This window comes from Roseimicrobium sp. ORNL1 (genome assembly GCF_011044495.1).
In the GTDB taxonomy this organism is placed as follows: Bacteria; Verrucomicrobiota; Verrucomicrobiia; order Verrucomicrobiales; family Verrucomicrobiaceae; genus Roseimicrobium.
Map to the genome: position 1 here is coordinate 3,741,620 of NZ_CP049143.1, position 25,068 is coordinate 3,766,687.

Genomic DNA, 25,068 nt, shown 5'->3' on the forward strand with positions numbered 1-25,068 from the left:
GGGCTCACCCGCCAATCGCCCCCACCTTCACGTCCGGAAACGCTGTATCCTCACCCACCGCCCGCCACTTGGCGATCTCAGCATCCATCGTCGCGCGTTTTTGCTCCCAGAGACCATAGGCATCCTTGCCCAGCATCTGGCGCAGGGGCGGGTCTTCGCTTTCCACGACTTGAATCATCACTTCGGCCGCTTTGCGTGGATCGCCCGGCTGCTTGCCGCTGCCACCGTAAAGGTACTGGCGGATGGGCTCGATGACGGGCTGGTAGTCTGGAATGGGATTCACCGGGCGCACATTGGCATCACCTGCAAACTCCGTGCGGAAGGCGCCAGGCTCGATGACGGTTACACGAATGCCCAGTGGCTTCACTTCATCATGCAGCGCTTCGGAGTAGCCCTCGAGCGCAAACTTCGCCGCACCATACACGGCAAAGCCACCCACATTCACACGACCACCGATGCTGGAAATATTCAGGATGTGTCCGCTCTTCTGCAGCCGCATGTGAGGCAGTACCGCGCGAATCATCTCCGCACACGCGAAGAAGTTGATGTCCATCAGGTCGCGCAGTTGGGTTGAGGAAAACTCCTCCGCAGCACCCAGGCTTCCGCGTCCTGCATTGTTCACGAGCACGTCGATGCAGCCAAACCGCTCGATGGCAGCCTGCACCGCTGCCTGTCGCTCTGCTTCATTCGTGACATCAAGCTTCACTGAGAGAGCAGAGTCCGGGTAACGCTGAATGAGATCGCTCACTGCATCCACCTTCCGCGCCGTGAGGACCGCTTTGTCTCCGCGCTCCAGCACCGCCTCTGCGAGTGCCCTGCCAAATCCACTGCTCGTTCCGGTGATGAGATAGACTTTGCTCATGGCGCCACCGATTGAGCTTGGCGCCCCGGCGGGCAAGCACCAATTTTCGCAGAGAAGTTTACAATGCCAGCCTCAGCGCGGAGTGGCATATAGGCCGAATTGTTCTTTGAAGTTCGCCTTTTCTTTCTTTGAAAGAGTGCCCGTCAGGATGAACTGGCGTCCTCTGGCTGACTCCAAACTCGTAGTCCCCAAGTCCTCGCCATTGGGAAGTTGTTCTTTACCCCACTTTCTTGGGACTAACGTGAAACAGCATCTGCGACCATCCTTGCTGCAGGTCACGACGACGGAGGTAGATGCCTCGCCATCCAACTGCAGGGACGCGCCATCTTCCACGGATTCCACTTTCCATCCTCCCCTCATGTACATTCGAAACTGACTGCCCCAGAACTGCGTCCGGTGGTTTCGTGATTCCTCGGCGGTAGGCCGGCGTTTCAGTGGAGGTTCCGCCACCTGCACTCCCAGCGATACCAAGCCGCGAAACGCGGCCTGTCGGACGTAGAAACTCACTTCGGCGACATCGGCTTCACTGCCGGATTGGATCGTCGTTGATTCATCCTTCAGGAGGTCCCGCAGGATTCGCTCTGTCTCAGGTCCCGGGCATTTCAGAAGATTGTATACGGCCTCGGCGCGGTATGAGGGGTTTTCCGAGCCGGCCATCTCCACATACTTCGCCCGGTATTTTTCCTCCGCAGGCACTTCAATCGTGGGTTGGTGCCGTTGGTAGCCCATCTCACGTCCGAGAGAAGAATCAAAGGGCACCTCCAACTCCACGCAGTGGGTAATCTTGGAAGAGCCCCAGGTCCTTGCCAGTGACAGTATCTTTTGAGGGTCCATGATCATGTTCAGGTCCTTGTCGACGCAGAACTTCGGAAGCTGCCCGAGATCAAAGATGGGAAAGGGGTGGCAGTAGAAATAGTTCACGGGAGAAAGGACGCCTTCCATGTGTTTTTCTCCTCCAGCGTCCTCTGTCGCGAGAAACACCAGCACCTCACCCTTCGCCTCAATCCAGGGCTGCTTTTCCTGGCGGAAATGACGATGGCTGAATTTCAACTCCCTGACCGGCGGCCCCTTGAACATTTCCGAGACGGCGAGGATGGTATCTTCGTAGACGACATCCCCGGGTCCATTGACTGTGGTTACTGATTGAAGTCTGCCCACCGCCACGACCTCGGACTTGCAGGTCAGCCACTCCACACTGGATTCCGCGCCAAGGCCGGGCAGAGCAGATGCAGAGGTAAGACAACCCAAAATGACGCAGGCGCAAACGCAGACACTGACGCATACGCTCCGGATGGCGACCCTGGCCCTTTGTTGGATGAAGGCATGGCGGGTTGGCTGCGTGGACATGGGTGGGTAACGCTGAAAACAGGTGATCTTCGCCTCGGACTCTTGCCCTTTCGAGAGCACTACGCGGTGCGACCACTTTTCTTTGGAAAAAACGCGAGCCTTTCCCCTCTTCAGGGGCAACGGGCATTCATTCCCGCCCTCCCAGCGCAGTCGCCGTGAAGTTACACACCGGGCGATTCGTGTTTGATGGGATAGAGCACGATACCAATCCCAAGTCCAAGCCCCACCACCCTTGCCAGGGTCTCCGGCTTCAAGTGCTGCTCGAAGCAAGTAGGTTGCCCGCCTGTTTCATAACCAATCGAGAACTCCCTGAAGTTCGCCCCAGCCCACTCCGCTCTCGCCTCCGTCGGGATGGATTCCAAGTCTTCGCAATACTTGATGATACAAGGCTCGGGCTCGTCAAAATCGCGCGGGCAACCAATGTTCAGCAGCCACAGGTTGCCAGCATTCCAGTCATGCTTCTGAACGACATAGTTCTTTGCCTCCAACGCCGCGACCAGGAGACATGTCCCGCCGCTTCCTTTTACGACGAGATCCACGGTGATGTAACGAGTCTCAAGGGGCATGGCTTGAGTTCGCTGACTTTGCGAAGTTGACCGCACTCAAGACTTTCTCGCCCCCACGCTGTGTGTTTTCGATACCTTCTTCTGCACCATCGAAACGAATTCTTGGAACACCTCCTCCGATTCAAACCCGCCACGTGGGACCCAGTAGAAGAGCTCATTGATCGGATACAGTAGCACTCCTTCTGGGGCGAGCACTGCTTTGACAAAAGTGGACCACGGATTCTCAGCTTTGGAGCCGTCGGACAAAGTCACCTGCGCACGCTCCGAGGTAAAGGTCCAGTTCACCTGGGATCCATTGTCGGGACGTTTCCGGAACTGTCGCTTCGTATTCCATCTCAGATAATGACGGCGAAAGAATGCCATGTAGAGTGAGGCCAGCAGCAGCAGCACCGCGGTGAATGAAGGACCATCGTGATAAATGGCCATGCAAGCACCCAAAAGTGCCAGGAGTACTATCAGACCGAACCCGAAGCGAAACGGGCGCCGGAGCGTATGCAATCCGTGCAGGCGACGTGCCGCGAGCAGTTCTTCCGCCGTCCATGTATAGTGGGCAGAAATCTCAGGCCCCTCACTCGTGGTTGATGGTCGTTCATTACCGGCGTTGGCTGCATCTTCAGTGATCATTTTCCGTGGTACACGCTAGCGATTTATGGTGGCTATACATCCACCAAACCTTTCAAATTCAAAATTCTTCATGCGTGTGCGCTGGGCCATATTCAGGAACGCGGAGACAGCTCCCTGTCGCAATCACACCTCGAGCCACGATCAGGCGCTCCGACCAATCCGCTGCTGAAGCGCTGCAAAGAAAGCATCGTCAGCCGCGACATCAGAGAAGGCACGTCGTGGGATGAGATGAAACAGCCACCACGTCAACTTCACCAGGATGTATCGTTTGGTACGAACGGCTCGCGGAATCACCGACCAATTCGTGAGAGTCTGGTTCGCACACGTGCTCTCGAAAAGGCCGTCCTCACGAATCTCATAAGTATGGCTGCCCAATATTCCCTTCATGGTGGAGACTTGGAGCGCCGTCAAAATCGAACCGAGAAGCACAGCCATGAAAAACAAGATGGTCCAAAACACGGCATACAGGACGACGAAGAACACTGCCATGAACAAGCTGGTCGGACCGTACTCACCGTGGCACTGCGCCCAGAGAGTCACGCCGAAACCGAGTACATAGATTGCCCATAGCCCACGCAATCGCAGCATCATGTGAAAAGCCACGCGAACGATATCGCCTCGGGTGATTTCCACCACCACACGCTTGGACTCCGCTTCCTCACCAGCACTCATGTGGTGGTCTATGGCAAAGACTGACTCGCCCTGCCACACAAAAAGCCGCTTATTTTTTAGAAACTGCCTGAATCCGGCCTTCTTAACGCGCGCACCGGGGCGACCAGCTCTTCCTGATGGATAGCCATCCATTCACCTCCCCCTCAATCAACTCAAGAAGCTCCGCGATCACCCTCGCAATGGCGGTGAGATCAGGAGCGGTGACAACACGTGTCAGCTCAGACACACCCAGTCAGTCATAGATCATTCCCGTCCGATTCAGACGGAGATGCATGTGCTGAGCCTCCGCGAAGTTGGCCGGGTATTTGTGCTCCCGCAGGACCATCTCGATAGGCCTGCGCCATCTGACCTGCTGACAGTTCGGGAGCAAGTTGCCCCACCCCAGTGCCCAAGCCCGGGACTGCGATAGTCTCGATGGGCGTCACGCCTGCGTAGCTCATCACCGCAGCAAGGATCGCCTTCATCGCAAGGTAAGCGTTCACCGAGGTGCAAATCCTCATGGGCACACGCATGGTGGGAGCACAAATGAGCCAGGGAGTTTTGTCGTCATGGGTGGGAACCACGATCGCCTCACCGACGAGCAACTCACCCACCGGACGGCTTTGAATGGCCTCCTGCACACGCTTCTCCAAGTCCCAGCCAAACCGCTCAGACAATAGACGATCCAGCCTGCCGTCCATGAATCCAAAGGAATTCGCCGGACTCACGATGGCATCGCATAGCAACCGGCAAATGTGACCCGCCACGATCTCCACCTCGGTGATTCCTTGGAAGCAGAGAATCAATTTCATCAGTCAGTGCACGAAACTTGTCATTTAGCGAGGCCTCTCAAGATATCCAGCCTGTTGGACGGAGCGTCTGGCGCCAAGAAGTCAGGAATCGTTTTCGCCGTTCGCCGGGGTCTGCTCAGAAACTCGATCGCCCATTCAGCGATGCGTCGTTCCTTCATATGGACGTACCTGCCATTTTCTGGTTCATCAATGTACTCCTCCTGAAGAACCAGAGCTAGTGGCTTCTCTGATCCGACGGTTGATTCGTGGCAATCAAGCGCTTCTTCATAAGTGGCAAAGACATAGTAGTAGTCACTCCCATTTTCCGTGTCCTCGGCACCCCGCTCAGGATGGCACCACACGCGGTATTCCAAGACAGCATCCCACACATAGCCGCCTCCAGCTTCGGCAGTTGCAGGATATGAGCCTACCAGTTCTGGGGTAATAGCATCGGGATAGGACATGTTCAGGGTGTGAGAATGTTCAGCGTTCAAGCCGCATTTGAGCACAGGAGGGAAGAACCAATCTTGCGCCATCACCCCTTACCTTCTCACAAGCCATCGCGTCAGTATGAATACTCCCGCGGCAGGTGTGGAGAGCAGCAGAATAATAGGAAACATCGCGCATGCCATGAGCAGAGTGCGCGGAACGGGAACGTCATGCTTCCAAAGCTCAATCCCGACTCCCAGGACACACCAGAATCCCGCAGGGATCAATGGCGACAGGAGAACGGCGCAACCCACTGGCACGTCGTTGGACACCCAGCACCCCAATACAATGCCCACCACCACGGACGCAACGATAGGAATCACCATGGTCCACACTTCGCGGGATTGGAGGTCCGGAACTCCGGATACCGCAAGCCACCCGACGATGATGGGCGGCAGAAAGGTCGCGACCACAAATCCCAAGGTTATCGCCGACAGCGTAGGCGGCTGCTTTTGATGATACAGATCGTGCATGGCCTTTCCCTGCCCCGCCCAGGCAGCGGGACCTCCATTCCAGTCTTCGCAACATTACTGCTGTTCGACCGCAACTCAACTCACAGACACGACTCGTCCAGCCACCCAGGGTGGCGGCATCCATGCCCATCTGCACACTTGAACAGGAACGTGAATACAAGTCACAGAGCCCACACTTTTAGCGACTTGAAGCAGGTTAAATCAACTGGGTATTCCTTCATTTCGCGCTCGTCCGTCTGTTCAAGCCGCTCCGCCTATCACACCCCCGCCAAACATCCCGCAGAATGTCACAAATCCGTTTGCATGCCCCCCCCTTTCGAGGCATGGAAGTTAAACCGCGCCCGCACACTTTGTCCTCATCACGTCCGCAAGTCCTCGTTGTCATTCCTGCGCGCTGGGGATCTACTCGATTCCCCGGAAAGCCGCTCCACCTCATCGCCGGAAAACCGCTCGTCCAGCACGTCTGGGAGCGCTGCCTGCAGTGCCAGCATGTCGACCAGGTGGTGATTGCCACGGATGATGAGCGCATCGCCGACGCGGCACGCCGCATCAATGCCGTGCCGGTGCTCACGGACCCTGACCACCCCAGCGGCACCGACCGCGTGGCGGAGGCAGCCAAGTCCTTCCCGAGGCACTCCGTCATCATCAATGTCCAGGGAGACGAGCCCCTCATCTCCCCAGCCCTCATCGATGAGCTGGCCCTCACGCTCATCCGTGAGCCGGAGGTGCCCATGATTACCGCGGCAGCCCCCATCGAGGAGGAGGCGCACCTGCACGACAATAATGTCGTGAAAGTGGTGCTCGATTCCCGAAAGGATGCCCTCTACTTCTCCCGCTCGCTGATCCCCTTCCCCCGGAATCCGGACACGGGCATCACCACGTATCGCCATTTGGGAATCTACGGATTCCAGCGGGATTTCCTCTTTCAGTTCGTCACGTGGCCCCCCTCTCCCCTGGAGAAGACGGAGTCTCTGGAACAGCTCCGGGCCCTGGAAAATGGCGCCCGCATCCGCGTGGTGCCCACCAGGGACCTCTCTCCCGGAGTGGACACACGGGAGCAGGCCGACGCGATTGAGAAAGTACTGATTTCAAACTGACCGTTTTTTTAATAAACAACTCCCGACGCTCACCTCCTCACACCTCACCTGCATAATGAAATACATCTTCGTCACTGGCGGCGTGGTCAGCTCCCTTGGTAAGGGACTGGCGGCAGCCTCGCTCGGCACCCTGCTTGAGCACCGTGGCCTCAAAGTCATCCTTCAGAAGTTCGACCCCTACCTCAACGTCGACCCCGGCACCATGAACCCCTATGAGCACGGGGAGGTGTACGTGCTCGACGACGGCGCGGAGACGGACCTGGACCTGGGTCACTACGAGCGCTTCACCGGGACCAATCTCTCCAAGCTGAACAACCTGACCAGCGGCCAGGTGTACACGAACGTACTCGCCCGCGAACGCAGCGGCGGCTACCTTGGCAGCACCGTGCAGGTGATTCCGCACGTGACGAATGAAATCAAGGAGCGCATCCGCAAGGTGGCTCGCGAGATGACTGCCGATATCATCATCACGGAAATCGGCGGCACCGTGGGGGACATCGAGGGCCTGCCCTTCCTCGAAGCCATCCGTCAGTTCGGCCAGGAAGTCGGCCAGGACAATTGCCTCTTCATCCACACCACCCTGGTCATCTACATGCGTGCAGCGGGTGAGCTCAAGACGAAGCCCACCCAGCAGAGCATCGCGAAGCTGCGCGAAATCGGTATCAGCCCCGGCGTCGTGCTCTGCCGCACGGAGATGCCGATCGACCAGGACCTGAAGGACAAGATTTCCCTCTTCTGTAACGTCGCGCCTGAGGCCGTCATCGAGGCCCGCGATACGAAGCACTCCATCTATGAGGTGCCACTGAAGCTTCACGAAGAGAAGCTGGATGACCTCGTGTGCCGCCTGCTGAAAATCGATACCCGCCCACCGGAGCTCACCCGCTGGAAGCAGTTCGTGCAGCGCATCATCAATCCCTCCCACCACGTGCGCATCGCAGTAGTGGGCAAGTACATCGAGCTCAACGACGCGTACAAGAGCATCTACGAATCCCTCGTGCATGCCGGCGCCGCCCACGACACGAAGGTGGAAGTGGTGAAGATCGATGCGGAGAATATCGAAAAAGCCGGCGCGGATCTCTATCTCACCGGCGTGCAGGGCATCCTGGTGCCTGGTGGCTTCGGCGACCGTGGTACGGAGGGCAAGATTGCCGCGTGCCGTTTCGCCCGTGAGAACAAGATTCCGTATTTCGGCATCTGTCTCGGCATGCAGATCGCCGTCATCGAGTACGCGCGGAATGTGTGCGGCTGGAAAGAGGCGAACAGCACCGAGTTTGACAAGGTCACCCCCTATCCCGTGGTGAGCCTGCTGGAAGAGCAGCAGAAGGTCACGCAGAAGGGCGGCTCCATGCGTCTCGGCGCGTGGGTTACCGACATCCTTCCCGGCACGAAGGCCTACGACCTCTACCACAGCGCCACCATCACCGAGCGTCACCGCCACCGGTATGAGTTCAACTCGGACTTCAAGGACAGGATGGAAGCCCATGACTTCCTCATCAGCGGCACGTCCCCGGACGGCGCGCTGGCTGAGATCATCGAGCTGAAGAGCCATCCTTTCTTCGTCGCGTGCCAGTTCCACCCGGAACTGCTCTCCCGGCCGAATCACCCGCACCCCATTTTCTATGGATTCGTGGGCGCGGCGCTGAGGACTCAAGGCGCGCACTAAAAAATCTTTACTCTCAGAGACGCACACAGGCATTCTCGCTGCTACACTGGCGGCATGGGTGAACGTGTGCGTTTTCTTTTCAGACTGTCAGTCTCTGCTTCCGCCTTGAGGGCCGTGTGGGTGCTCCTACTCGCCGCCCTCTTCCTGAGTAACACCAGCGGTGGAGTGCTCGCGCAGAAGATTGAAGACCCGGATGTGGTGCACAATCGCATGGTGCAGCACGAGCAGAATGCGGATGCCAAGCTCAAAGCGGAGGACTACAAATCCGCCCTCGCCTTCTACGCACTGGCACTGCGGGATGCAGACACGCTGAAGCCCACGTATGTGGACCACGCGGAATACGGTCCGCTGTACCGCGAGCTCAGCGCCTTCTACAAGGACCGCATCGCCACGGTGTATATGCTCATGCATGACAACGCCCGCGCGCTGACCATGATCGAGAAGGCCGCGCCAGAGTATGATGCCCTGCTGGCTGCGAAGAACACGCTGGAACTCCGCGAGCGCACTGCTGTGATCTACGGTCGCCTCGCCTACCAGCAACTGCTGGCCAGTCGCCCTGCCGATGCGGAGAACAGCGCACGCCGTGGACTGCGTCTGGATCCCACCCAGCTCTGGATCAAGACGAACCTCGCCCACGGCATGCTGCTCACCGGTGAGGTGCAGGAAGCCATGGCCATCTACAAGGCAGAGCAGAACTCCTCCCTCGGCGAATCTGACACGCGCACCTTCGGCCAGGCGGTGCTGGATGATTTCAAGGAACTCGAAGAAGCAGGCGTGAAGAGCCCGCTCTTTGATCAAGTGCGGCTGATGTATGGCACGCCAGCTTCACCAGCGCCTCCGGCGAACAAAGCTGCTCCCGCACCTGCGCCCACACCTTCCCCGCAACCTCCCAAGGCACCGGAGCACCCGCCCGTGTCCATGACGCCTGCGCCATCCCAAGCGGCACCGGCTCCTGCCCCTACGCCCACGCCTTCTTCCTCCCCAGTTACTCACGACACGTCGAAGGCCAAGCGCAAGGCCCCTTCGTGGGTCACTACCGCCATCACCGTGGCGATAGTTCTCGTCGTCTTCCTGCTCATCGGCGGGTTCGTGGTGCTCTTTATGTATCTGGAGCGGAAGCGCACCAATGCGGTGAAAAACATGGTCCACTCCATGGGTTGGACCTTCCGCCAAAACTCCGCGCCCACAGATGACCAACTCATCAGCAGCTCGGAGCTCAGCATGCGCGGACGCGGTCGCAAGCTGTCGAACATCATTGAACTCCCACCGGGTCCTGGCCAACCGCGCATCTTTGACATCCAGTTCACGGAGGGCAGCGGCAAGAGCGCCCGCACTTACACGCAGACCATCTGCTGTTTCCAGGACGACCTCACCCGCATGCTACCCCACTTCCTGATGCGCCCCGAGCACATGGGAGACAAACTGGGCAGCCTCTTTGGTGGGAAGGACATCGACTTCCCCTCCCATCCTGAGTTCAGCAGCAAGTACCTGCTGCGCGGGATGAACGAGCTCGCCATCCGCCGATTCTTCACGGAGTCGATCTTGGGCCACTTCGACCGTGATCGCGGGTGGACCGTGGAGGCCGTGAGTGGCCGGTTGTTCGTGTATCGCCTCGACCAGCGCATCAAGCCGCAGGAGTTGCAGCCGTTCATCGACAGCCGGAGAAAAATCCTGGCTGTGATCACCTCGCCAGTCACCTCCGTCTCGGCCTCCGCCCCGCCGCCACCGTTGCCGGCGCCCGCGCAGCATTCACCCCTTGATGTGCCTGCTGAGTCGGACCCGCTGGATGATGCGCTTACCATTCGCCGTCCCCAGCCTCCCTCGCTGCCATCCTGAACGGGGCAGGTGTTCTCTGAAGGCGTACGGACGCGGTGCGTGGATTGAGCGATTCAGTAGTGAATCGCCCGCCCCGCACCATCTATGAAAGAGGAACCTGCATTCCCACCCGATCCCGAGCCGCTGAAGAAGGACCGCGGCTGCGCCTTCAGCATCGTGATCCTCATCTTCCTGGTCATTCTCGCAGCAGTGGGCGCATGGGTCATTCTCTGGACGGGAGGCATGCGCGATGCGCAAAAACAGATGCAAAATCAGAATTCCCCGGCTCCCACCGAACAGCGTCAGTGATTTCATTTCATCTTCACCCCCACACCACTCATCATGCCTGCTGTGAGCAATCATCCGTTGGTGCACGACATCTCAAAAAAAGAGTCCTGGTTTGAAGTGCTCACCACCAGCGACCGCAGTCAGGTGGCCATGATGCGCCTTGCAGAGGGACAGGTGACTGGTGAGCCGGAAGATCATCCCGAGAGCGACCAGGTGCTCCTGGTGCTGGATGGCTGTGTCACCGGTACCGTCGGTGAGGACGAGGTGACCGTGTGCACGGGTCAATTTGTGGTCATACCCGCAGGAGTGAAACACCAGTTTCGCAACCATGGCCAGGGTGAGGCAGTGACGTTCAATGTCTATGCCGGCCCCGCCTATCCGCCGGGCACGAAGGATTAGGAATGTGTGAATACTGCCAGGCGATGCTGGGGTGTGGCGATGTGTATTGGATCCACCATAAAGCCGCAGCTCTCAGTCTCCGAAGTTCCCTCTACGTCTCTGTGTGTCTGTATTGAACCCCTTGCCTTCAAACTCACCCATACTCGGCCGACGAGCACTTGTGCCGGGAACCATCACGACTGACTTCGCTGGGACATGAAAGCCGTCGCCGGCAATACGCCGACGACGGCTTAGGCACGCAAAAAATGCAACGCGAGGCAACCAATGGCCTTAATAGGTGCGATAGGTTCGCGTCGTGGTGGTGCTCGCCCCCATGCCGGGTGTATGCGTTTGAATCGACCTCACAGTCTCCTGCGTGGTAGTAGTCGTGGTCACCACCGTGGGTGGTGGCACTTCCACTGTCGTGCAACTTGCAGCACCCAACATGGCTGTCAGAGCAACGCCAAGGGTGAGGAGTTTTGTTTTCATAACAGCGACTGGTTCGCAGGCACGCGCCGGAGTGGCTGTAGCTCTCACTCTCCCCTCGGAGGCGGTTGGTGCATACGCATGTAGAACACGCAATCTTCCACCTCCGTTCTTTTCCATCATTCAACGCTACAACAGGTTCCCCTTCCCGTTTCGACTTGACTCTCATTTGCCCAACAGGGACTCTGCAAAGGCATTCAACACTCCCGCTCCAACCGCGACACACATGGCTAAGAAAGCCTCCTCTCCTCCCCTTCTGAAAAAAGCGCTGACGGGCATCACAGGCCTTGATGAGATCACGAACGGAGGCGTGCCCCAAGGCAGACCTACGCTCGTGTGCGGCTCGGCCGGCTGCGGCAAATCCTTGCTCGCAATTGAATTCCTCATCCGCGGCGCCATGGAATACAACGAGCCTGGCGTGCTCATGACCTTCGAAGAAGGCGTGGAGGACATCAAAAAGAACGTCGCCTCACTGGGCTTCGACGTTGACGATCTCATCGCGAAGAAAAAGCTCATCATCGACTACGTCCATGTCGAGCGCAGTGAAATCGAGGAAAACGGCGAATATGATCTGGAAGGCCTTTTCATCCGCCTCGGCTACGCGATTGATCAGATCAAGGCGAAGCGTGTGGTGCTGGATACCATCGAGACGCTTTTCTCCGGCCTCTCCAATCAAGCCATCCTCCGCTCCGAGCTACGTCGCCTTTTCGGCTGGTTGAAGGACAAAGGCATGACCACCATCATTACCGGTGAGCGTGGCGAGGGCCAGCTCACCCGTCAGGGACTGGAGGAGTATGTCTCCGACTGCGTGATTCTACTGGACCATCGTGTGTATGGCCAGATTTCCACCCGCCGTCTGCGCGTGGTGAAGTATCGCGGCTCTACGCATGGCACGAATGAGTATCCCTTCCTGATCGATGAGAAGGGCATCTCCGTCCTTCCCATCACCGCCTCGGGCATGGACTACACCGTGTCCAACGAACGCGTCTCCAGTGGCATTCCGGCGCTGGATGAAATGCTGGGCGGCGGGGGCTTTTACAAAGGCAGCACCGTACTCCTCAGTGGTACCGCAGGCACCGGAAAATCGAGCGTTGCCGCGCATCTTGCAGACGCCACCTGCCGTCGCGGCGAACGCTGCCTGTATTTCTCCTTCGAAGAATCCGCCTCGCAGATTCAGCGGAACATGCACTCCATCGGGCTCCGGCTGGATCAGTGGGTGAAGAAGGGGCTGCTGCAGTTCCACACCACGCGTCCCACGGTGCATGGCCTGGAAATGCATCTGGTGCTGATGCACAAGCTTGTTTCCGAATACAAACCCACAGTGGTGATTGTGGATCCCATCTCCAATCTCCAGACCGCAGGCACGCTGGAGGACTCCTCCAGCATGCTCACTCGCCTGGTAGATTTCCTGAGGAAGGAGAAGATTACCGGATTCATGGTGAGTCTTGGAACCATGGGCAACCAGCAGGAATCCACGGATGAGGGACTGAGCTCCATGGTAGATACCTGGATGCTGCTGCGTGACATCGAGCTCGGCGGTGAACGCAACCGCGCCCTTTACGTGCTGAAGTCGCGTGGCATGAACCACTCCAACCAGGTGCGGGAGTTCCTCATCACCTCAAAAGGTATCAAGCTCGTGGTCCCGTATCTCGGCGCCGAGGGCGTGCTCACCGGCTCCGCCCGACTCTCCCAGGAAGCGAAGGAGAAGGCGACCAGGCTTGCCCTCAAGGACGAACTCCGTCGTAAGGAAATGGCCATGGAGCACCGCCGCAAGGCCATGCAGGCGCAAATCGAGGCACTCCAGGCCGGGTTCAAGGCCGAGGAGGAGGAGTTTGCCCGCATGCGCAATTCGAGCGTACTCGCAGCTGAGGCGTTGGATTTGGATCGAGATGCCATGGCACGCAGCCGGAAATAGAACGAGAAGCGATAGAAGAGAACTCCCACTCATGAGCGCAAGCGCCGCCAGGAAAAAACCAGCAAAGAAATCGGCCAAAAAAACGGTCAAACCGAAGGCAATTGCCCCTGATGGGCACGACCACGATAGCTGGAAGCTGCGTCTCTACGTCGCTGGCCAGACGCCGAAGTCGTTGACAGCGTTCGCCAACCTGAAGCGTCTCTGCGAAGAGCACCTCGCCGGCCGGTATGAGATCGAGGTTATCGACCTCGTGAAGAAACCGCAGCTGGCACAGAATGATCAGATTCTCGCCATTCCCACTCTGGTGCGGAAGCTGCCGGAACCGATCAAGCGCATCATTGGCGACCTCTCGAACCTTGAGCGTGTGATGGTGGGAATGGACCTCAAACCCATTCCGCCGAACTAACCCGGCGGCCAGAGCATCATGCCATCCCCCAAGAAATCTCCCGCTCCCAAAAAGGATGCTGCCGACGTGACCGAGGAATTTGAGCGTCTGCTCAAGGGTGTTCACGACGGTGAGCGCTATGTGTTGAAGCTCTTTGTCTCTGGCTCCAGTCCGCGCTCCACCCAGGCCATTGCGGCCATCCGCGCCATCTGCGATGAACGCCTCCAGGGGCGGTATGAGCTGGAAGTGGTGGACATTTTCCAACAACCGACCGAGGCCTCCGGCAGCCAGATTGTGGCCGCACCTACCTTGGTGAAACAGCTTCCCGAACCTGTGCGGCGCGTGGTGGGAAACCTCGCTGACAAGGACAAGATCCTAGTCGCCCTGAACCTGAAGGATGCCCCTGGCGATGCCTCTCCCACTTGGGCCAAACTATGAATCGAAGCGCGTCAGAATCTGCCGCTGCACGGAAGACAGCCGTTCAAAAGAAGGACGGCAAAGGTTATTGGATCAGCCAGCAGGAACTTGGCGCGCTCAATGACCGTCTCCGCGAGGCACAGGAAACACTTGAAGCCATTCGCAATGGCGAGGTGGATGCGCTCGTGGTGCACGGCGACAATGGCGCCCAGGTCTATAGCCTGGCAGGCTCCGATCATCCTTATCGCGTCTATGTGGAGCAGATGAAGGAGGGCGCTGTCACGGTATCACCGGAAGGGCTCATTCTTTTCGCCAACCGCCGCTTTGCCGACATGGTCGGACTGCCTTTGGAGAAAGTGATCAGTGAAAACCTGCAGCGCTTTGTCGCGGAAGAAGCGTGGAAGGAAGCGCTGGGCATCCTCAGTTCGGAGGAGGAATCCGTAAGGCTCGAGACGCAGCTGGGCGTGCGAAAAGGCACGACGCTTCCAGTCATGCTCACGGCCAGCAAGCTACCCTTACCCGAGGAGCAAGTCATCTGCCTCGTGGTCACGGATCTCACTGAGCAGCGGGAAGCGGAAAGCACGCGCTTCGCGAAGGAAGTCGCCGAGCAGGCCAACCTTGCCAAGGACAGCTTCCTTGCTGCGCTGAGCCATGAACTGCGCACCCCGCTGACACCCGCATTGCTGGGATTGAAGCACCTTGAGGAATCCGACGAGATCGCCGGTGCCGCAAAGCGCGAGCTGGAGATCATCCGCCGCAACATCGAGCTGGAAGCCAGGCTTATCGATGACCTCTTGGACCTCACCAGGATCGCGCGCGGCAAGCTTGAGCTGAACATGGCTTCCTCCGACCTCCATGGTGTGCTGGAGCAGGCGCTCGCCATCTGCCAGACGGAAGTCGAATCCAAGAACCAGGTGCTGGATCTTGAGTTGCAGGCGAAACATCACCAGAGCAGCATGGACCCGGTGCGCATGCAGCAGGTGCTGTGGAATCTCATCCGCAACGCCATCAAGTTCACTCCGGCCAAAGGCTCCATTTCCATCCGCACCTGGAACAAGTCGCCCAAGAGCATCTGTGTTGAGGTCTCGGACAACGGCATCGGCTTCGAACCCGACATGGTGCGCAAGATGTTCGAGCCCTTTGAGCAGGGCGGCCGGCACATCACGCGGCAGTTCGGCGGACTTGGGCTGGGCTTGATGATTTGCCGCTCCATCGTAGAGCAGCACAAGGGCAAGCTGGAAGCGGAAAGCCCGGGCTCGTACAAGGGAGCGAAATTTACCCTGACACTTCCCCTGCACGCGGGGCATGAAACGAAGCATGGTTCCGGAAAGGCAAAAGACCCGTCCGCGCTCTTCCGCACGCCGCTCCGGGTGCTGCTGGTGGAGGACCATGCGGATACGCGCCGTGCCATGGAGCGCATCCTCCACAAATATGATTGCGATGTGGTCTCCGCCGCCAATGCCCAGGAAGCAACCAAGGCAGCGGCTGACCATGCGTTCGAGCTGGTGATCAGCGATGTCGGATTACCGGATTGTTCCGGTCTCGAACTCATGGCGCAGTTGCACAAGAAGTTTGGCCTCGTGGGCGTAGCCGTCAGCGGCTACGGCATGGAAGACGACATCGCCGCCAGTCGCGATGCAGGATTCATCGAGCACCTCACCAAGCCCGTCACCGCCGAAGCGCTGAAGAGCATGCTCACACGCGTGGCAAAGCTGTTGCGGAAGTAGGGTGTGCTCCCCAAGGACGGGAACATTCCTGCAGCCAAGGAGCATCGCTCTCCAAGGATCGGGGACATTTCTGTCCCCGCACGACTGACGTCACGATCACGAGCGAACATCGCATGCACCGCCCGCTGTCTGGTGAAGCAGCTCGAGAACGAGGACTCCAGCCCTCTCACCCCAACAACTTCAACTCACCCGCACGTCGTATCGCCTCCGCACGGGTGCGACAGTTCAGCCGATCCAGCAAAGCTGCCACATGCATCTCCACGGTACGAGGGCTCAGGTGCAGTCTCTCCGCGGCCTCCTTGTTGGTGAAACCATCAGCAAGAAGCTGCAGTACGTCCCGCTGGCGGCCCGTGAGAAACTCTGCACCAGCACCTGCATCCTTCTCTTGGGAAACGCGCTGGCTTGAGACGCTCGCGAGCAACGGACGCATGCCCAGATGCTTCGCGATGGCAGAAGCCGCATCTTCTTCCACCGCAGCCTCGCGCCCCTTCCCCACTTGGGAAAGCAGCCGCGCCAGACGCCGCCGCACCATGACTCGCTCAACTGGGGTACCGAGGCGATCATAGCCATCCCGCGAGGCGGTCAGGTGCACGAGGGCAGCTTGCAGGTCATTCTTTCCCACATCTCCCTCACCCAGCACCGCGAGACGTGCGGAGCGTGTCTCCTCGTTGTCATTGGCATTCACCACGGCATGGAGGATGTCCGTCGCCTGCGCCACGCGTTTCCATTCACCCTGGTCCGCGAAGAAGGCCGCAGCCGCCATTGCCCCCGGGGAAACATCATGACGGTCCTCCGTCTCACTCCAGAAATCCAGCAGTGCACCGTAGGCATGAGCGGCAGCAGTCGTCTCTCCACACGACTCAAAGCTGAACCCTTGCGCCCACATCAAATGAAACTCAAGGCTCAGTACGCCGTGACGCCGCATCTGCAGGGACGACTCCTCCATCCACTGCCGTGCCTGGCGATGCTCCCCACGGAAGGCGGCGATCAACGAGCGCACGCCCATGGATCCGGCCCGCAGCAAGGGATGCGCCTCTGGATCATCCATCACCTTCCTCGCAGTGTCCTGCGCCTGCTTCCATTCCCCCATGCGGAAGAAGGCATAGGACAGGCACATCATGCAGGACTGCTCACCATCCTTCGCGCCCTGCTTCTTGCAGAGCCGGATGGCCTGCTGGTGCGCATCCCGCTCGCCCGCATAGTCACTCGCGTACTCGTTGAGATTTGCCATGCGCCGGTACGCATTGGACACCTCCGGCTCCAAACGATGCTCCACGGCGATGGCCATCGCCTTCTCGACCCGTTTGCGACCTGACGCCGCATCCCCCATCATGGACAAAAGGAGCCCCTCATAACTGAGCAACTGCGAGAGCAACGCCGGAGCCCCTTTGCTGCCCAGCAGATCAATGGCATGCGTCAATGCGCGATGGGACTCGCGAGGACGAATCTGATCCGCAAGAAAAGAGGCAAAGGCGAACCACCGCTTGGCCGCCTCCTCAACCTCCCCAAACTTCTCTGCGAGTTCCGCGGAGGCCTGCAGATGCGTGCGTGCTGCGGCATAGTCGAGATTGAGGAGGGCGAGGTCAGCGAGTTGGTGATGCGCCTCTGCCTTCAGTTCATGATCCTTGGTGAAGTCGGCAACTCCCAACAACTCGCCCAGCTTGTCTTCCGCAAGATCGAGACGGCCACAGTTGCGCGCGCAGCGGACCATTTCCTTCGTGAACTGAATCCGCAGATCCGTCTCTTCATCCGCAGGCCAGATGCGCAGTGCCTCTTCCAGCGATGTGAGCGCCTCGGGGTAGCGCTTTTCAGCACAGGCTTTCTCCGCCACCTTCACCCACAACCGCCGCGCTTCCGGGTAGCAGCAGGCGGCAGCGTAGTGTTTCGCCGCCTCTGCCTGCCTGTCCGTCCTCGGCAGCAGCAGGGATGCAATCTTTTCATGCAGCCGTCGCTGTACAGACCACGGCGTGCTTTGCAGCGTGGCAGCGGCATCCACTTTCTTTCCGAGCCGTGCCGAGTTTGCATCCACGGACTCCAGCAACCCTTGATCAAACAGTGTGTCGAGTTGCTGCGGAGTCACTCCCAAAGCCGCGAGCATCGGCAGGTCAATCTGGCCTTCGAGCAACGCGGCAGCCACGAGGGCAGTGTTGCCCAGGTCCCCGGCATCCGTTGCTGATGTCCGTTTTCGGCTCACACGCCTACAGAACGCCAGCTTACCCCGCGGTCAAGTCCACGGGCCAGAGCGTTCGTGACACCGTGAAAATCAGCATCGTCTTCACCGAGGCCGCCGGCAGGCTGGCGAGGCGTTGCACGGCATCGTGATACAGCTTCAACTGGGGAAGGTAGCCCTGCACGCGTGTTTGCAGGACGGCTTCATCAGCAACCTCATCCGTCTTAAAATCCAAGATGGTCGCGGAGGTAAACACGCCGTTGTCGTCCGTCTCCAGCACCACACGGTCCAGCGTGCCGGAGATCCAGCCATCTGCCGTGACCAGGTCAAAGCACTTTTCCATCCACACCTCGCGAGTAGCACCTCCGCGGGTGAACCACGCCTTGATCGAGGCATCCTCCAGTACCGCCCACGCCTGCTGCGCGGCCGCGGAGGCGAGGTCATATCCCCTCTCCTGCCAGTTGCCGCGCACATCTCCGGCGTGTTCCAGCCACGGCACCAGTGCCAGCATCTCGTGCACTTGCAGACCATGCAGACGCTTCGCCTCGCGCACCGGTGAGGCGAACTCCTGCCCCGTGAGGCGGAAGGACTCTTCGCCCGAGGGCGCACGACGTTGCACGGTCGCATTCACCTCGCGCAGCAAACTTCCCAGCTTCGGACCTTCCCTGGCCTCAGCCTCGACACGCGGTGTCGGAAGCGCTTCGGAGAATGATTCATGCCAGAGCCGGTCGCCTGTTTCCCACAAGCATTGCGCGGTCATTCCACCCAACACATACGGAGTCGCCTCGCTGCTCACGAGCCGCTGCCTGAGAATACCAGCCTCATTGCTGTCGGAGTCGCGCTTGCGATCCGCCGTCATGGCATAGAGAGCGAGCTTCGCCCTGGTCATGGCCACATAGAGACGGCAAATGCCTTCGAAGGCACGTCTCGCCTGCTCCCGCTGCAGCTCCGCCTTGAGCGTGGCATCCGCTTCCACAATCACCTTCTCAGGCTTGTCGAGAATCCATTGTACTCCGCCGCGAGGACTGCGTGAGACAAAGAGGCGGTTGCGCGACACCGCATCCAGCGACTCGCCCTGCAACTCAGGCAGGATCACCACATCGAATTGCAGTCCCTTGCTCTTGTGCACCGTAAGAACCTGGATGGCACGCGCACCCACCGCATCCTCGCGCAGTGCGTGAGAGCGTGCCCGACGCATGAAATCATCTGCATCACGGCTGCCTGTTTCATCGAAGGCCGCTGCGAAATCGAGAAGCTGCGTGAGGCGGCGTTCGGTGAAGGCGTCCATGGTGGTCAGCGCCTCGCGAAGCAGTTGCGACCAATCACGCAGCACCGGCAGAAAGCCCGAGGCGGAGACATCCCTTCGTACCCGCTCACTCAGTCGATAAGCGGTGATGGAATCTCTTTCCAGCACCTCTCCCAGCGGAGTCATGGTGATATGCCGCCAGGCCATGGAGTCTGACGGATGCGCGCTCAGTTGCACAAGACTCAGCAGCGCCAGCGTGGCGGGATTGTCAATGAGTACCGTCTCCTCGCTCTCGCAGATCACCTCCACACCGAGGCGGGCACGCAAGGTATCACTCAGACGACGTGCCGTGTCGTTCTTCCGCAGCAACACAGCGCAAGTCAGCCCGCGCTCCAGGGGATTGATCTCGCGAATGAGTTCCACCACGGTATCCGTCAATGGATCGGCTTCGGTGCTTCCTTCGCCATCGCCCTCGGCTTTTCCTTCACCGCCTTCGTCACTCACATGGAGCATCGCGGCATGACCGGACAACGCTGCCACCTTGGGAGCGCACTGATGTTCATCAAACGTCCACAAGCGTCCCACCCCGGGGAACATGGCATCCAGCAATGTCTCCGCGTCCAGGAACACCCCGTTCACCATCTCCATCACCTGCGGGCAGGATCGGTAGCTCTTGTTGAGCGGCGTGATCTCGAGTCGCTCACCGGACCACGCATCCTCAACATGATGGAAGATCTCCGGCTCCGCCTGACGCCACAGATAGATGCTCTGCTTCAAATCGCCGACCAGGAAGACACTCCGCTCCTGCGCCGCATCCTGCCGCGCCTCCTCCAACAAGGGTGACAGCACCTCCCACTGACGTTCGCTCGTGTCCTGGAACTCATCCAGCAGCCAATGGTCATAACGCGCATCCATGCGGTACTCCACGGCAGTGCGGATGGCATCCCAGCCCTCCGCCAGTCCCGCGCCGAGGTGTCCACTGAGCAACCACGCGAGATCTCCAAATACCAAACGCCCCCGCCCACGCACGAGACGATGATAGCTGCCCTCGTACACCTGCATGATACGGCACTGCGCGCGTGAGCGGCGGATGTGAGTCTTGAGAACCGTGGTCACGATGGCCTCCAGCACATCGGCGAGTGCTGAGCCTTCATCCGGCGTGAGCATCCGCTTCTTCCACATCATCCACTCGGTCCCCCGCCGAAGGTCGGAATGCACTCCCCGCTTGGGATCCATCATGTAGAGCACTGCGCCACCCAGCTTGCCGGTGACAGGCAGCGTCCCGGCTTCGAGGAAGAAGTCGTCCCACTTGGCCTGGGCCCGCTTGTCGAATGTCCCCATCACCAGAATCGTCTGGAGGCGGTTCAATGCCGCGGTCAAATCAACGCCCGCCTTCTTGTCCGGCCAGATGACCGACTCCCCTCCCCAGCGGTCCACATCGGAGCACTCAATGTAGAGTTGATGCAACCTATTACACCATGATGACAGCGCCTCTGTGGGACGGTTCTGCTCATGACCGTGGCTCGCGTCCTTCCACGCCTCGCGCAGCTCATCCAGCAGGCTGCGGTCGTCGATACGCGTGATGGAGAGCATGAGTGAATCCAGCACCTCGTCGCGTGCCTGGTTGAAATCTTCTTCGCCCATGAGCCCCGTCTGCCCTGTGAGGCCGAGCTCAAAGGGCAGGCACTGGGTCATCGCCATGAAGAAGGCGTCAATCGTGCCCAACCGCAGGCGATCCATCCGGCGCACCATCTTTCGAAGCAGCGTGATGGCCCCGGCGCCGGAAGGCTCCGAGCCGCGTGACGCCAACTCCTGCAGGATGCGCTCGAAGAATTCCCCCGCCGCCTTGCGCGTGAAAGTCATCGCGGCAATGCGCTCCGGATCCACACCACGCTCGAGCAGCCACAGGTAACGCTGCACCAGCGCATACGTTTTCCCGGTGCCGGCCGAAGCGCGGATGAGTTCATTCTTCACTTCAGAGGTAGACGAGGAAGCGGAAGCCGAAACCGCGGCCTGTGTGCCCTGTGCAGGGGTGCGTTTGCGAGTCATACCCTGCCTCCTTTCCAAGCCTCGGGTGGCAGGGCTCCGCGCATCACATCGCCTGCGAAGATCTCACTGAAGTCGTCATAGTCCGCCTCGCTGGCCGGTGGCCAGAAGATGCCATCTTTGATCTGTTGCACCGCACGCTCAGCGCAGAGCCAGGCGCTGGAAAGGAGATGCTCGTCCAGGCCTTCCCACGGGCGCAGCTTGATATCATCCACCGTGGCTGGCAGGCAGACATACGCGGCCTCGATCTCCCCGGCATCTGGCCACTTCCTACGCGCCGCCTCCACGTACAACGGAAGCTGCAGATCCGTCCAGTGCATGAGGTGCCCCTTGCCATCGGTGAAATGCTTCCACTGCTGGGTTTCATCCGTGCTCTCCGCAGCGGGCACCTTGCGACGGTGCGCCCCTGCCGGTCCCTGCTTCTGGCGCGAGGTCTTGTAGTCCACGATGCGCATCTTCCCCGTGCTGTCGTGGCGCTCCACGCGGTCGATGGTTCCGACCAGCGGCACATCACCAATCGTCACACCCCACGTAGCATCGATGCGCTCCTCCACAGCAATGATGCGCCAGCCATCGCTCCGTTGTTCCGCCTGCAAACTAGCGAAGGCGTGTAGACGCTGCCGCATCGACTCCGCCTGCAACGCCACGGCAAAGAGCGGCTGCAATCCATGGCGTGCACGCACCTGCTTATCCAGCGCGTCCTCCAGCCATGAGGCGATCTCCCGCTCATTCGTACTCGTCGAGATCAACGGGTCCTTCCCAAAGGATTCCAGCACGGAATGCACCAGACTTCCGAAGTCCGCCGGTGACATCTCTCGCTGCCCGCTCTCCACGGCTCCCATGTTGAGCACGCGCGAGAGATAGAAACGGAAGGGACAAGCCAGGTACGCGCGCAGGTCGGACGGCGAGATCTTTTGCGCGCGCCACTGCCGGAACTCCGGGCGCAATCCAAAGGCCATCGTGCGAGCCGGGCGTGGCTGACCGGCGCTCTCCTCTTCCTGGGGAAAGAGGTGCCGCACGCGCTCGGGCAGTTCTTCATCACTCGCATCCAGCAGCAGGCGCGAGGGACGCAGGGCATCGTTGTCCTTGCTCACCTTGCCGAGGATGACATGCAGCGCGCCCTGCTTCTCGCGCTGGCCGGCCATGGCATGCAGCAGATACGTATCACGCGCGCGGCGTGTGGCCTGGCAGGAAAGGCCCAGCTTCTCCCGTGCTTGATCCGGCAGGAAGGGATCGCTGCCGGGATTTCCGGGCACATGTTCATCATTAAATCCCGTGATGACCAGACCGGGAGCCGGTTCCCAGGGCAGTTCCAGCCAACCGTGGATCACCAGTTCCGCCTCGCCGCGCACATCACTCATCTGCCCTTCCTCTAGCGCGTCAAACACCTGGCCCAACAACTCCATCGCAGAAGCTTTGCCGCGCACCGCATCCACATCCGCCGCCAGTCGGAGCACCTCTCCGAAGATCTCACCGAAGTGGCGGTCCGACTCTTTCGCCGTGTCGAACGTGCGCGCGCCATACAGCCACAACAGGAAATCCCGCACAGCTGTGACACATGACGCAGTGCCCCAGATTTCCGCGGCTCTCATGGCAGCGGAGAGTGCCGCATGCAGGCACGCATAGTCTTCCTTTCCCGCGGAAAGCTTCACCGCATCATCAATGGTCGGCGGAAGATGCGTCGCATGAAAATCATCCAGCTCCACGAGCACCTCTCCCGGCAAAGCCTTCGCCTCCCGGCAGATCGCCTGCAGCACATCATCCATGCGCAGGAAGGGCAGCCAGCCACGCCAGGACGGTGCGGTCGCGGCCTTCCAGCCACAGCGCAACACTTGAGCAATGATGTGCTGCCGGGCCGAGCGACCTGCGGGATTGTACACCCGCGCACCTTCGGCAGAGAGCGTGCCTTCCAGCGTGCTGGCGAGTGCCTGGTCACAGGTACCAATCGCCACCGGCCATCCCTGACCTGCCATGTCCGCCAGTAGCTTCACCGCGAGCCTCGACTGATCCTCCGGTCCGGGCACGCAACGCATGCGCGCATGCGGCACGGGACAGTTCAGCACGATTTCCGCCTCATCTCCCCACGCGGAGGACAGCGGCACACCCAGTTCACTGAAGCTCGTGCGCATGCTCTCCGGCGCGTGGACGAAGATGTGCGTCTCGATCTGCTCCGGCAGGGAGCGCAACCATTGCAGGAAAAGCATCGGCGCATCTGCCACAGCACACACCAGGACGCGACGCACACCTTCGGGAAGCACTGGATACATGGCCGCATGGCGCTTGTATTCCTGTGCATCTTCCAGCCCCCAGGCTTCGAGCTGTCGCAGGTAGTCCTGCTCCAGCGTCACCAGATGCTGCCAGCGCTCCGCGGAGTCCATGCCGGACAATTCCTCTGCGGCAGACTCCATGGTGTGCCCACCAGCGCCGAGGGCATGCCTTGTCTTTCTCAATGTCTCCGCCACGGCAGACGCCCATCCCAGGTCACGCGACTCCGGAAGCGAAGGAAACAGCGCCTCCATTTCCTCCACGCGAGCCCGCATCAGCACTTCGCTCCACGCCATCCTTTCCTGCAGGACGGGAGCGATGGCATGCGAATGCTGCTGATCCGGGAGTGGATTCAGCGCACTCGCAGGATGCCACACATGCGGAGCCATCACCGCACTGTCGCGCTTGGCTGCCGCCTCCGCCAGAGCCTGCCGCAACCGACGCACCGCTTCCGCCGTGGGACACACGATGATGGCGTCCCCCAAGTCCAGCGCGCCCGCCTTCCATCCCGCAGTCAACTCCTCCACGGCATGCTCCAGCACCGGACGATCCCAGTTCCAGAAGTGAAGCGTGGCATTGGACATGGAGTCGTACGCGTGGCGTGGCGAGTCCGTTACTTAGCACGAGGAATGACGGTGCCAAGGGAGTGACTGCAGTTTCTGAAAACCTTCGCTCCCTGAAGCATGAAGACCGCCACCTCGCAGGATGTCTCGGCGTGCACCACGGACGACAGACCGTTCATTTCTTGTGCAATGCCATTTATCACAAGGCGCTGCTTCGCAGTCATTGTACATGGATTGATCCTTGAAGCCTTTACCCAACGCTCAAAAGTCCCTGCAACTCCGCATCGCCAATCTGTACAGCAAAATCCAACGGAGATCTTCCGCTTTTGTTCTTTCGTGACACTGGCCCCCCAGCTTCGATATACAAACGCGTCAGCTCGTAACGGCCGCGGGCATTGAAAACCGCATACCACAAGGGCGCATTTCCAAATTTGTCGCTGACAAGTTGATCTGCCTTGTGCGTTACAAGAAGCTTCGCCGTCTCCAAATCGTTATGAATTGCAGCGTAGTGAAGTGGCGTTTGTCCCTGCTTGTCTTGAGCGTCTACGTCGACTCCGTGCAAAATCAATAATTCAGCATGCTGGGCTTTCCCGTAGGCAATCGCCTCGTGAAGCATACTCATGCCACGGCTGGTGACCCCCGGCGCAACGCTCTTGAGTTTTTCGAGGAACACCTCGACGGGCTCGCGCCGAATAATCGGAAAAATTTCATGCTCAGCCTTCATTATTCCTATGGGGATACAGAAATCGGGGCTTGGCCAGTTCTAAGTTGTCTTCAAAAATTCAACAAACTTCACGTTGCCTG

At 59.5% G+C, this 25,068-nt stretch carries 21 protein-coding genes; 9 read left to right on the forward strand and 12 right to left on the reverse strand.

Annotated elements, in window-relative coordinates; translation table 11 throughout:
- Nucleotides 1-4 precede the first annotated feature (4 nt).
- The 7 genes from G5S37_RS15205 to G5S37_RS15235 all read right to left on the reverse strand — a co-directional run bounded on the left by G5S37_RS15205 (nucleotide 5) and on the right by G5S37_RS15235 (nucleotide 5,305).
- Nucleotides 5-862: an oxidoreductase gene (locus tag G5S37_RS15205; RefSeq protein WP_165205324.1), complete on the reverse strand. Its 858-nt coding sequence runs from the start codon at nucleotides 860-862 to the stop codon at nucleotides 5-7.
- A 72-nt stretch (nucleotides 863-934) separates the two neighbouring features.
- On the reverse strand, nucleotides 935-2,209 hold the full coding sequence (locus G5S37_RS15210) for a HEAT repeat domain-containing protein (protein WP_165205325.1): 1,275 nt from the start codon (nucleotides 2,207-2,209) through the stop codon (nucleotides 935-937).
- 161 nt (nucleotides 2,210-2,370) lie between these two features.
- Nucleotides 2,371-2,775: a hypothetical protein gene (locus tag G5S37_RS15215; RefSeq protein WP_165205326.1), complete on the reverse strand. Its 405-nt coding sequence runs from the start codon at nucleotides 2,773-2,775 to the stop codon at nucleotides 2,371-2,373.
- Between the two features lie 36 nt (nucleotides 2,776-2,811).
- On the reverse strand, nucleotides 2,812-3,399 hold the full coding sequence (locus G5S37_RS15220; RefSeq protein ID WP_165205327.1) for a YcxB family protein: 588 nt from the start codon (nucleotides 3,397-3,399) through the stop codon (nucleotides 2,812-2,814).
- Between the two features lie 141 nt (nucleotides 3,400-3,540).
- The gene (locus tag G5S37_RS15225) at nucleotides 3,541-4,203 is read right to left on the reverse strand and encodes a YcxB family protein (protein ID WP_165205328.1); all 663 of its coding nucleotides are present in this window, start codon (nucleotides 4,201-4,203) and stop codon (nucleotides 3,541-3,543) included.
- A gap of 104 nt (nucleotides 4,204-4,307) precedes the next feature.
- Entirely contained in the window at nucleotides 4,308-4,862 is a 555-nt protein-coding gene (locus G5S37_RS15230) for a macro domain-containing protein (protein ID WP_165205329.1), read from the reverse strand.
- A gap of 20 nt (nucleotides 4,863-4,882) precedes the next feature.
- A complete protein-coding gene (locus G5S37_RS15235) occupies nucleotides 4,883-5,305 on the reverse strand; it encodes a GCN5 family acetyltransferase (RefSeq protein WP_165211643.1) in 423 nt (140 codons plus the stop codon).
- 848 nt (nucleotides 5,306-6,153) lie between these two features.
- On the opposite strand from G5S37_RS15235, the gene kdsB reads away from it, so the two are divergent.
- The 5 genes from kdsB (at nucleotide 6,154) to G5S37_RS15260 (ending at nucleotide 11,065) form a co-directional block, all read left to right on the forward strand.
- Entirely contained in the window at nucleotides 6,154-6,900 is a 747-nt protein-coding gene (kdsB, locus tag G5S37_RS15240) for a 3-deoxy-manno-octulosonate cytidylyltransferase (RefSeq protein WP_240914880.1), read from the forward strand.
- Nucleotides 6,901-6,955: 55 nt separating this feature from the next.
- The gene (locus G5S37_RS15245) at nucleotides 6,956-8,563 is read left to right on the forward strand and encodes a CTP synthase (RefSeq protein WP_276617048.1); all 1,608 of its coding nucleotides are present in this window, start codon (nucleotides 6,956-6,958) and stop codon (nucleotides 8,561-8,563) included.
- 120 nt (nucleotides 8,564-8,683) lie between these two features.
- Nucleotides 8,684-10,399, forward strand: a complete 1,716-nt coding sequence (locus G5S37_RS15250; protein ID WP_165205331.1) for a hypothetical protein — start codon at nucleotides 8,684-8,686, stop codon at nucleotides 10,397-10,399.
- An 84-nt stretch (nucleotides 10,400-10,483) separates the two neighbouring features.
- Nucleotides 10,484-10,687 (forward strand): hypothetical protein, encoded by a 204-nt coding sequence (locus G5S37_RS15255; protein ID WP_165205332.1) that lies wholly within the window; start codon nucleotides 10,484-10,486, stop codon nucleotides 10,685-10,687.
- 33 nt (nucleotides 10,688-10,720) lie between these two features.
- The gene (locus G5S37_RS15260; RefSeq protein WP_165205333.1) at nucleotides 10,721-11,065 is read left to right on the forward strand and encodes a cupin domain-containing protein; all 345 of its coding nucleotides are present in this window, start codon (nucleotides 10,721-10,723) and stop codon (nucleotides 11,063-11,065) included.
- A 270-nt stretch (nucleotides 11,066-11,335) separates the two neighbouring features.
- Here the strand turns inward: G5S37_RS15260 and G5S37_RS15265 are convergent, their stop codons facing one another.
- Nucleotides 11,336-11,533 carry a hypothetical protein gene (locus G5S37_RS15265; protein ID WP_165205334.1) on the reverse strand — a complete coding sequence of 66 codons (198 nt, stop codon included), beginning with the start codon at nucleotides 11,531-11,533 and terminating at the stop codon, nucleotides 11,336-11,338.
- A 223-nt stretch (nucleotides 11,534-11,756) separates the two neighbouring features.
- On the opposite strand from G5S37_RS15265, the gene kaiC reads away from it, so the two are divergent.
- Genes kaiC through G5S37_RS15285 form a run of 4 tightly spaced genes read left to right on the forward strand, consistent with a single transcriptional unit; the run spans nucleotide 11,757 to nucleotide 15,974 of the window.
- The gene (gene kaiC, locus G5S37_RS15270) at nucleotides 11,757-13,445 is read left to right on the forward strand and encodes a circadian clock protein KaiC (RefSeq protein ID WP_165205335.1); all 1,689 of its coding nucleotides are present in this window, start codon (nucleotides 11,757-11,759) and stop codon (nucleotides 13,443-13,445) included.
- Nucleotides 13,446-13,476: 31 nt separating this feature from the next.
- The gene (locus G5S37_RS15275; RefSeq protein ID WP_165205336.1) at nucleotides 13,477-13,851 is read left to right on the forward strand and encodes a circadian clock KaiB family protein; all 375 of its coding nucleotides are present in this window, start codon (nucleotides 13,477-13,479) and stop codon (nucleotides 13,849-13,851) included.
- Between the two features lie 18 nt (nucleotides 13,852-13,869).
- The gene (locus G5S37_RS15280; protein WP_165205337.1) at nucleotides 13,870-14,268 is read left to right on the forward strand and encodes a circadian clock KaiB family protein; all 399 of its coding nucleotides are present in this window, start codon (nucleotides 13,870-13,872) and stop codon (nucleotides 14,266-14,268) included.
- Nucleotides 14,265-15,974, forward strand: coding sequence for a PAS domain-containing hybrid sensor histidine kinase/response regulator (locus G5S37_RS15285; RefSeq protein WP_165205338.1), 1,710 nt, complete (start codon nucleotides 14,265-14,267; stop codon nucleotides 15,972-15,974). Before G5S37_RS15280 ends, G5S37_RS15285 begins: the two co-directional genes overlap by 4 nt.
- A 166-nt stretch (nucleotides 15,975-16,140) precedes the next feature.
- On the opposite strand, the gene G5S37_RS15290 is transcribed toward G5S37_RS15285, so the two are convergent.
- The 4 genes from G5S37_RS15290 to G5S37_RS15305 form a co-directional block, all read right to left on the reverse strand.
- A complete protein-coding gene (locus tag G5S37_RS15290; RefSeq protein ID WP_165205339.1) occupies nucleotides 16,141-18,168 on the reverse strand; it encodes a response regulator transcription factor in 2,028 nt (675 codons plus the stop codon).
- A 19-nt stretch (nucleotides 18,169-18,187) separates the two neighbouring features.
- On the reverse strand, nucleotides 18,188-21,439 hold the full coding sequence (locus G5S37_RS15295; protein ID WP_165205340.1) for a UvrD-helicase domain-containing protein: 3,252 nt from the start codon (nucleotides 21,437-21,439) through the stop codon (nucleotides 18,188-18,190).
- Nucleotides 21,436-24,285 (reverse strand): PD-(D/E)XK nuclease family protein, encoded by a 2,850-nt coding sequence (locus G5S37_RS15300; protein WP_165205341.1) that lies wholly within the window; start codon nucleotides 24,283-24,285, stop codon nucleotides 21,436-21,438. The genes G5S37_RS15295 and G5S37_RS15300 overlap by 4 nt, the downstream gene beginning before the upstream one ends.
- A 229-nt stretch (nucleotides 24,286-24,514) precedes the next feature.
- Nucleotides 24,515-24,988: an ankyrin repeat domain-containing protein gene (locus G5S37_RS15305; protein ID WP_165205342.1), complete on the reverse strand. Its 474-nt coding sequence runs from the start codon at nucleotides 24,986-24,988 to the stop codon at nucleotides 24,515-24,517.
- Between the last annotated feature and the right edge of the window lie 80 nt (nucleotides 24,989-25,068).